The 8,832-nt window shown below is 68.6% G+C and carries 6 protein-coding genes; 1 reads left to right on the top strand and 5 read right to left on the bottom strand.

Features of this window, described 5'->3' with window-relative positions; translation table 11 throughout:
* Positions 1 to 445: 445 nt before the first annotated feature.
* The 3 genes from ACFWIW_RS35665 to ACFWIW_RS35655 all read right to left on the bottom strand — a co-directional run bounded on the left by ACFWIW_RS35665 (position 446) and on the right by ACFWIW_RS35655 (position 4,700).
* A complete protein-coding gene (locus tag ACFWIW_RS35665; RefSeq protein ID WP_378372494.1) occupies positions 446 to 2,008 on the bottom strand; it encodes an amidase in 1,563 nt (520 codons plus the stop codon).
* 14 nt (positions 2,009 to 2,022) lie between these two features.
* Positions 2,023 to 3,366, bottom strand: a complete 1,344-nt coding sequence (glnA, locus tag ACFWIW_RS35660; protein WP_016331613.1) for a type I glutamate--ammonia ligase — start codon at positions 3,364 to 3,366, stop codon at positions 2,023 to 2,025.
* 68 nt (positions 3,367 to 3,434) lie between these two features.
* A complete protein-coding gene (locus ACFWIW_RS35655; protein ID WP_378372493.1) occupies positions 3,435 to 4,700 on the bottom strand; it encodes an MFS transporter in 1,266 nt (421 codons plus the stop codon).
* An 89-nt stretch (positions 4,701 to 4,789) separates the two neighbouring features.
* Here ACFWIW_RS35655 and ACFWIW_RS35650 point away from each other — a divergent pair, with 89 nt between their 5' ends.
* Positions 4,790 to 5,458: an LppX_LprAFG lipoprotein gene (locus ACFWIW_RS35650; protein WP_378372492.1), complete on the top strand. Its 669-nt coding sequence runs from the start codon at positions 4,790 to 4,792 to the stop codon at positions 5,456 to 5,458.
* A gap of 78 nt (positions 5,459 to 5,536) precedes the next feature.
* Here the strand turns inward: ACFWIW_RS35650 and ACFWIW_RS35645 are convergent, their stop codons facing one another.
* Entirely contained in the window at positions 5,537 to 7,084 is a 1,548-nt protein-coding gene (locus ACFWIW_RS35645) for an alpha/beta hydrolase (protein WP_378372491.1), read from the bottom strand.
* Between the two features lie 52 nt (positions 7,085 to 7,136).
* Positions 7,137 to 8,708 carry an alpha/beta hydrolase gene (locus tag ACFWIW_RS35640; protein WP_378372497.1) on the bottom strand — a complete coding sequence of 524 codons (1,572 nt, stop codon included), beginning with the start codon at positions 8,706 to 8,708 and terminating at the stop codon, positions 7,137 to 7,139.
* Positions 8,709 to 8,832: the final 124 nt, after the last annotated feature.

The raw sequence follows: 8,832 nt of genomic DNA, 5'->3' as shown, positions 1-8,832 counted from the left end.
AGCACGCCGCCAGCGTTCGTCCTGAGCCAGGATCAAACTCTCCAACAATGTCAAATTTGATCGAGGCATGTTTAATGCTCTCAAAGGAACCTCAATACGAGGTTCAAATACATAAGCTCTACTGGCTTAGTTCACTAGCACACTGTTGAGTTCTCAAGCAACACGCTTTGTTTCAAAGCGATATTCACAAGCTTTTTGGTCGAGCATGCCGAATCCTACGGTCTTAGTCGTAGGGGGTCGGCGGCCGCTCGTGGGCCGACGCTGAACGTTACCTGGTCCGGTTCGCGGTGTCAACCCGCTCGGCCCTGGCGCCTGACCTCGGGGCTTTCGGCCCCGGCGGCCCGGTGTTCCTGGCGACGAAGAGAAGATTACATGCCCCGGAACCCCCCGAAAACAGGGGGGTCACTTAACGACATCGCCGCAGGTCAGCCCGTACAAATCCCCGTCATCCGAGGGTCTTCAGGTAGCGAGGCGGTTCGCGTGCGGGGACGACGCGTTCGAAGTCGGCCGCGTAGGCGAGCACTCGGGCGTCCGTCCACTGCCCCGCCATGAACGAAACCCCGACCGGGAGCTCGCCGACGAAACCGGCGGGCACGGTCACCGCCGGGTAGCCCGAGACCGCGGCCGGCGTCGACGACGGGATCACGTCGTTGTCGCCGGTCTTGCAGTCGGTCTTCCAGGCGGGTGGGTTCGTGGGCGCGGCGATCGAGTCGAGTCGGTACTTCGCGAGGGTCTCGTCGATCGAGCGTTTCGCCAGGTCGGTGAGTTCGCGGCGGTTGGCCTGGTAGGTGGGGTCGGACGGGCTGGGCGCGGCGAGCGCCTGTTCGAAGAGTTCCTGTCCGGCGAAGCAGGTCTGCTCCAGCGGGTCGGACCGGTTGTAGGCGATCAGCGCGGCGAGGTCGCGCGGGCCTTCGGGGCGCGTGGCCAGGTAGCGATCGATGTCGCGGTGGAACTCGGTGAGCAGGGCCGGGAACTCCAGTTCGCCGAGCCTCGCCTGGTACGGCGGAGTCACCTCGACGACCTCGGCTCCTGCCTTGACCAGCGAGTTCTTGGTCTTCGTCATCACCGCGTCGACGTCCGGGCCGAGGATCGGCAGGCGCCAGAGCCCGATCCGGGCGCCCTTGAGGACGCCGGGCCGGAGGTGCGCGGCGTAGTCGGTCGGCTGATTCGGCGGGTACGTGCCGGTGGCGGGGTCGCTCGGGTCGCGGCCTTGGAGCGCGGACAGGGTAAGCGCGACGTCGACGACGTGCCTGGCCATCGGGCCGACGGTGTCCTGTTCGGCCGAAATCGGCACCACGCCGGTGCGGCTGACCAGGCCGAGGCTCGGTTTGTGGCCCACCGTCGCGGTCATCCCCGCCGGGCAGACGATCGAGCCGTCGGTCTCACTGCCGATCGCCACCTGGGCGAGTGACGCGGCGACCCCCGCGGCGGATCCGGCGGACGACCCGCACGGGTTGCGATCGAGCACGTACGGGTTGTTCGTCTGCCCACCGACGCCCGACCACCCGGAAGTGGGTTTGGCGGCGCGGAAGTTCGCCCATTCGGACAGGTTCGCCTTGCCGAGGACGACCGCGCCCGCGTCGCGCAGGCGGCGGATCAGAGTCGCGTCCTTCGCGGGCTTGCTGCGCAGGGCGCGCGACCCTGCCGTCGTCTGCTGGGAGCGGGTGTCGACGTTGTCCTTCACCAGGATCGGGATGCCGTCCAGCGGTCCCCGCGTCTTGCCGGCACGGCGCCGGATGTCGCTCTCCGCGGCCTGCGCGAGCGCGGCCGGGTTGACCGCGATGACCGCGTTCACCTTCCGGTCGACCTTGTGGATGCGGTCGAGATAAGCCGAGGCCAGGCCGACCGCGGTCAGCCGTCCGGAGGACATCCGGGCCTGGAGCGCGGGGATGTCGGCGACGTCGAGATCGAGTGGTTTTCCCGCGGCGGAGGCCGCTGGTGCGGCACTCGCCGCGATCGTCGCGGCGACCAGCGCCGTCAGAACTCCGAACACCGGCCGCCGCACCATCAGGTCTCCTTCGTCTAGAGAACCGGAAGCAGGGTCCGCAGCTCGTACGGGGTCACCGCGCTGCGGTAGTTATCCCATTCAACACGTTTGTTGCGAAGGAAGAAGTCGTAAACGTGCTCTCCGAGCGCTTCGGGCAGAAGTTCCGATTTCTCCATCTCCGCCAGCGCCTCCCCGAGGTTCTGCGGGAGCTGGGCGTACCCGGCCGCGCGGCGCTCGGCGTCCGAGAGCTGCCAGATGTTGTCCTCGGCGGGAGGCGGGAGCTCGTAGCCCTTCTCGATGCCCTTGAGACCGGCGGCCAGGATGACCGAGTACGCCAGATAGGGGTTGCACGCGGAGTCGAGCGTGCGGATCTCCACGCGGCGTGACGACGCCTTGCCAGGCGAGTACATCGGCACCCGGACCAAGGCGGAGCGGTTGGCGCGGCCCCACGAAACGGTCGTCGGGGCCTCGCTGCCGCTGATCAGCCTCTTGTAGGAGTTCACCCATTGGTTGGTGACCGCCGAGATCTCCTTCGCGTGGTGCAGCAGCCCCGCCACGAAGGCCTTGCCCGTCGCGGACAACTCGTACGGGTCTTCCGCGTCGTAGAAGGCGTTGCGATCACCTTCGAACAGGCTCACGTGGGTGTGCATCCCGGAACCCGGCTGATCGGTGAACGGTTTCGGCATGAAGGTCGCTCGGACGCCCTGGGTGAGTGCGACCTCCTTGACCACGTAACGGAAGGTCATCACGTTGTCGGCCATGGTCAGCGCGTCGGCGTACCGGAGGTCGATCTCCTGCTGACCGGGCGCGCCCTCGTGGTGGCTGAACTCGACCGAGATCCCCATCGCCTCGAGCGTCTCGATGGCGTGACGGCGGAAGTGCGTCGCGGTCGCGTGGCTGGCCTGGTCGAAGTAGCCGCCGTTGTCCGCGGGCTCGGGCTCGCTGCCGTCGTCCGGCAGGTTGGAGAGCAGGAAGAACTCGATCTCGGGGTGGACGTAGCAGGTGAAACCCGCTTCGCCCGCCTTCGAGAGCTGCCTGCGCAGCACGTGCCGGGGGTCCGCCCAGGACGGGGAGCCGTCCGGCATCGCGATGTCGCAGAACATGCGCGCCGAGTACGGGCCGCCGTCCGGGGTCTCCCAGGGGAGGACCTGGAAGGTGGCCGGGTCGGGCTTCGCGACCATGTCCGACTCGTAGACGCGCGCGAAACCTTCGATGGCCGATCCGTCGAAGCCGATCCCCTCGCTGAAGGCGCCCTCGAGCTCGGCGGGCGCCACCGCGACGGACTTGAGGAACCCCAGCACATCCGTGAACCAGAGCCTGACGAAACGGATGTCGCGCTCTTCCAAGGTACGGAGCACGAACTCCTGCTGGCGATCCATGGCCGCACCCTAACGAGAACGTGTTAACGACATGTTTCGCGACGCGCCGATCGACCGGAAGTGGTGGATCACGCCACGAGAACCGGCTCGGGCTTGGCCGCCTTGGTGATCGACAGCGAAGCGACCGAAGCGATCACTGCGAGGCTCGCGGCGATGTACCAAGCGAGCGCGTAGCTGCCCGACGCGTCGCGGATCGCGCCTGCGCCGAAGGCCGCGAGACCCGCTCCGAGCTGGTGGCTGGCGAAGACCCAGCCGAAGACGATCGGTCCCGCGGCGCCGTATTGCCGGACACAGAGCGCGACCGTGGGCGGAACGGTCGCCACCCAGTCGAGTCCGTAGAAGACGATGAACGCCCACATGCTCGGTTCCACCGTTCCGCTCAACAGTTGCGGGAGCAGAGCGAGCGAAACGCCACGAAGGGCGTAGTAGACGCCGAGCAGGATTCGCGGATCGACGCGGTCGGTGAGCCAGCCCGAGGCGATCGTGCCGGCGACGTCGAAGATGCCGACGAGGGCGAGCAGGCCGGCGGCGGTCGTCTGCGGCATGCCGTGGTCGTGCGCCGCGGGCACGAAGTGAGTGCTGACCAGGCCGTTCGTCGTGGCGCCGCAGATCGCGAAGCCGACGGCGAGCAGCCAGAACGTCCTCGTGCGCGCCGCCGAGCCGAGGACCGAAAGCGCGCGGCGGGCGGAACCACCCGTGCGAGCGACGGGAGCGGCTTCGCCTGGCTCCGCACCGTAAGCGGTCGTTCCGACGTCGGACGGGTGATCGCGGACCACCAGGAGAACGACGGGGACGACGGCCAGTGCGGCGATGGCGATGACGAGCGACGCCGTCCGCCAGCCTTCGTCGACGGCGAGGTTCGCCACGATCGGCAGGAAGATCAGCTGGCCGGTGGCACCCGCCGCGGTGAGGACGCCGGTGACGACGCCACGGCTGCGCACGAACCAGCGGGCGGCGACCGTGGCGGCGAAACTCATCGCCATCGAGCCGGTGCCGACGCCGACCAGCACGCCCCAGCAGAGGATGAGCTGCCAGCTCGCGTTCATGAACACCGTGCCGCCCGCGCCGATCGCGACGACGAACAACGCCGTCGAGGCGACGCGTCGCATGCCGAAGCGCTCCATGAGAGCCGCCGCGAAGGGCGAGAAGAGTCCGTAGAGGACGAGGTTCACAGAGACTGCCGACGCGATCGTCGCGCGCGACCAGCCGAACTCGTTGTGAAGCGGGTCGATGAGCACGCCTGGGGCCGCGCGGAAACCGGCGGCGGCGAGCAGGGCGATGAACGCGGCGGCGGCGACGAACCACGCGCGATGGAGACGGGTCTGAGGTTGCACGGGTACAGCGTCATCGGCGACGGCTTCCGGCGGAAGCGGCTGGAAGGACACTGTGCGAAAGATTCGGGCCAAGGCCATAGGGTCTCACCATGCGCTGCCGTCACCTTGTGCCGGCGCTGCTGCTCACGATCGGGCTCATCGGCGGCTGCGCGGGTTCGCCCCCGTTGCCGCCTGCCCAGGACTACGTGAGCGCGGCGGCCGACTCCCTCGTCTCGTTGCGCAGCGTGCGGTTCACGCTCGGGGTGAACGGCGTCGTCAAGGGGCTGCCGGTGCGCGGGCTCGACGGCGAGGTCAGCCTGGAGGGTGGTGCGGTCGGTAAGGCCGACCTGCAGGACAACTCCGGACGGAGGAAGGTCGAGTACCGGCTGTCGGGCTCGGAGGTCACGCTCAGTGGGCCCGATGGGGAGCAGGTGCTGCCGGCTTCGGCGCCGTACACGCCTGAAGCGATGCTCGGGCCTGAAGGCGGGCTTCGGCGGCTGCTGACCGGGGCGACCGATTTGCGGGGCGAGCGGTGGGAGCGGGTGCAGGACACCGAGTCGTTCCGGATCGCCGCGAAGGTGCCGGCCGCGGTGATCGGCGGGATCGTGCCGGAGATCAAGTCGGACGTGTTCGTGAAGCTGTGGATTTCGCGTGACGAGCCGCGGCGGCTGGTGCGGGTGTGGCTGCAGGTGCCGCCGACGAGCCCGCAGGACTTCGCGGTGATGCTGGAACTTGCGTTGACCAGGCATAACGCGGTGGTGGTCGGGGCCGGGCGGTAGCAAAGGTCCCTTGCTCGCTTTTGGCGGGAAATGCCTGGTCAGCGGGCTGGTGGTAGCAAAGGTCCCTTGCTCCCACTTCTAGGAGCAGCGGGTGTCGGGGGCGGGTAGTTCCCCATCGATCAGGTAGGCGAGGCCCGCCCTGTCGACGCACTCGTTGCCGTCGAGGAAGACGGTGTGCTGCGCGCCCTCGAACGTGAGCAAAGCTCCCTTGAGGTCCCGCGCCAGGTTCACACCGGACGCGTACGGGGTCGCCGGGTCGTCGGTGGTCGAGATGATCAGGGGCTTCGGCAGGCCGTCGACGTCCGGCTGGTGCACCTCCGACGTGGCGGGCACCGGCCACACCGAGCAGATGTCGAGTTCGCTCATGTCCGGGGTGCCGCCGGTCAGGAACGGTGCGCCCTGGAGCATCCGCCGGTGAGCGTCGTCGATGACGCGCCTGTCGGCGATCCGCGTGCTGTCGACGCAACGGACGGCGAAGTACACGTCGAGGATGCCTGTGTACCGCCCGTCCGACTCGCGGCCGTAGTAGTTGTCGGCGAGCGCGACCAGTGTCTTGCCACTCCCCCGCTTGAGCTCGGCGAACCCGTCGTTGAGGAATTTCCACGCGTCCTGTGAGTACAGCGCGGCGCTGGTCCCGGTGATGGCGTCCTCGAACGAGAGCCGGCGGCTCCCCGCGGGCACCGGGCCGGTGATCAGCGGCTGGACCAGGTCCTGGAACGCCTTCGTCACCCCGCCCGCGTCCCGGCCGAGCGCGCAATCCGTGCGTGCCGCGCACCACTTGCCGAATTCGGCGAACGTGTTCTGGAAGCCCGCCATCTGCGTGACCAGCGATTCGGCGGTGTCGAGTTCGGGGTCGACCGCGCCGTCGAGGAGCAGCGCCCGCACATTGTCCGGGTAGGCCTCGCCATAGGCGGTCCCGATCTGTGTGCCGTATGAAAAGCCCAGGTAGGTGAGCTTCTCGTCGCCGAGAGCCGAGCGCAGGACGTCGAGATCGCGGACGACGTCCCTGGTCCCGATGTTGGCGAGCAGCTCTGTGCCGTGCTTTGTGCGCTCGGCGCACTTCGCGGCGTACGCCTTGGCGTCGGCGAGCTGCTTCGCGATCCCGGCGGGTGTCGAGTCGCTCTCCGAATCTTCCGCGCGGTCCGCGTCGCGTTCGGCGTCCGTGAGGCAGACGAGCTTCGGCTCGCTGGTCCCGACCCCACGCGGATCGAATCCGACGATGTCGAAGCGCTCGGCCAGCGCCGCCGCGGGCCGCGACTTCGCGATGCGCGCCGCGGCCGAGACGCCCGAGCCACCGGGGCCACCCGGATTGAGCACGAGGGAGCCGATCCGCCTGCCGGAGTTCTTCGTCTTGTGGCGGAGGAGCCCGATCGAGATCGTCTCGCCGTCCGGCTTCAGATAGTCGAGCGGCACGGTGAGCTTCGCGCAGTCGAACGCCTTGTCCGTGAAGGACGCGCATGCGCCCCACGCCAGCTTCTGCTCAGTGAACTTCTCGAGCGCCTTCGGATCCGGAGTCGGTGACGCCGTGGTGGTGGTCGCCGGCGGAGCGGGCTGTGGCTGCTGCGTCGTGCACGAGGCGACCAGCACGGCGACAACGAGCGCGGCCGGGACGCGGCGAAGGCTCATCTCGCGATCTTCGCAGCGTCCCGGCCGCTCAGGGCCCTTCGCGCCGAACTCGTTACTTGGCGGCGCAGCGCGTCCCCTCGTCCGGCAGGGCGCCGTTCACCAGGTAGTCGATGCCGATCTGGTCGACGCACGACACGCCCTGGAGGAACACCGTGTGCTGGTTGCCCTCGAACGTGAGCAAAGCTCCCTTGATCGCTTTCGCCAGGTTGACGCCCGCCTGATACGGGGTCGCCGGGTCGTTCGTCGTCGAAATGACCAGCGTCTTCGGCAGGCCCTCGACGTTCGGCAGGTGCGGTTCCGAGGTGTTCGGCACCGGCCAGAAGGCGCAGGAGTCACGCGCGGCTCCGTCCGGCCTGCCGTCGTCGAGGAACGGCGCCGCCTGCGCGTACCGCTTCTGCGCGTCGAGGATCTTCGCCGGGTCGGTGACCCGGGGGTCGTCGACGCAGCGGATCGCGACGAAGGCGTCCTGCGTCGTCCCGTAGCGGCCGTCGGCGCCACGCTCGTTGTAGAGGTCGGCCAGTTTTTCCAGTCCGTCACCGCGCTGGCGTTTCAGGTCGTTGAGCGCGGTATTCAGCGGTTCCCAGAGATCTTCCTGGTAGAGGGCCTGTATCACGCCCGTCGTCGCGTCCTCGTACGACAGTTTCCGGCCGTCGCTGACCGGCACCGGGAAGTCGATCAGGGGCCGCACCAGGTCCTGGAACGCCTTCGTCACGCCGGCGGCGTCGCGCCCCAGAGCGCAGTCCTCACGCGCGGCGCACCAGCTCGAGAACTCCCCGAACGCCTTGCCGAAGCCCTGCCCCTGCGCGACCAGCGACTCCACCGCGTCCTGCTCCGGGTCGACGGCCCCGTCGAGCACCAGCGCGCGGACGTTCGCCGGGAACGCCTCGGCGTAGGCGGACCCGATCCGCGTTCCGTAGGAGTAGCCGAGGTAGTTCAGCTTCGGCTCGCCGAGGACGGAACGCAGGATGTCCATGTCCTTGACGACGTCACGCGTACCCAGGTTCGCGAGCATCGCGGCGCCGTGTTCGGTCCGCTCGGCACACTTCGCCGCGAAGTCCTGGGACTCGGCCTCCTGCTTTTTCACTCCCTCGGGTGAGCCGTCGGTCTCGCCGTCGTCCGCGCGGTCCGCGTCGCGTTCGGCATCGGTCAGGCAGCGGACCTGCGGCTGGCTCGCGCCGATGCCGCGCGGGTCGAAACCGACCATGTCGAAGCGTTTGCCCAGCTCGTTCGTCGCCGTCCGGGAGGCGAGACCGGCCGCGGCCTGCATCCCGGAGGCGCCTGGCCCGCCCGGGTTGACCACGAGCGCCCCAATCCTTTCGTCGGTATCCAGCGCCTTCCGGCGCAGCAGGCCGAGCGTGATCGAGTCGCCTTCGGGCTTCGCGTAGTCGAGCGGGACGGTGAGCCGGGCGCATTGTGCGTCCTTCACTCGAAACGCCGCTTTCGCGTCATCGGATGTCGCGTAGGGTGCACAGTCGGCCCAGGTCAGGCTCTGTCCGTAGAACTTCTCGAGTCCGGCGGGCACCGGTCCGGTCGGAGCGTGCGATTCGGTGGCCGGAGGCGGCGGCTGGGTTCTACCCTCTCCCGACGAGCACGCGGCGACGGTGACCGCGAGCAGGCCGGACAGCGTGATCGCGGCGAATCGACGGGCACGGGACCTGGCGCTGACATGAGTGGACACGGTTGGATCGTGCCATCGGCCGTGGAACTCGACCGCACCACCACCGCGTTGGTGGTACGAGTGCGGACGG

The organism is Amycolatopsis sp. NPDC058340 (genome assembly GCF_042723975.1).
Lineage (GTDB): Bacteria > Actinomycetota > Actinomycetes > Mycobacteriales > Pseudonocardiaceae > Amycolatopsis.
The sequence above is the reverse complement of the archived record's forward strand: the minus strand, read 5'-3'. Positions and strand labels throughout refer to the sequence as shown.

What these genes read in the sequence shown, in the direction of transcription:
- ACFWIW_RS35665 (WP_378372494.1), bottom strand. Translation starts at nt 2,008, where the DNA reads ATGGTGCGGCGGCCGGTGTTCGGAGTTCTGACGGCGCTGGTCGCCGCG.
- glnA (WP_016331613.1), bottom strand. Translation starts at nt 3,366, where the DNA reads ATGGATCGCCAGCAGGAGTTCGTGCTCCGTACCTTGGAAGAGCGCGAC.
- ACFWIW_RS35650 (WP_378372492.1), top strand. Translation starts at nt 4,790, where the DNA reads ATGCGCTGCCGTCACCTTGTGCCGGCGCTGCTGCTCACGATCGGGCTC.
- ACFWIW_RS35645 (WP_378372491.1), bottom strand. Translation starts at nt 7,084, where the DNA reads ATGAGCCTTCGCCGCGTCCCGGCCGCGCTCGTTGTCGCCGTGCTGGTC.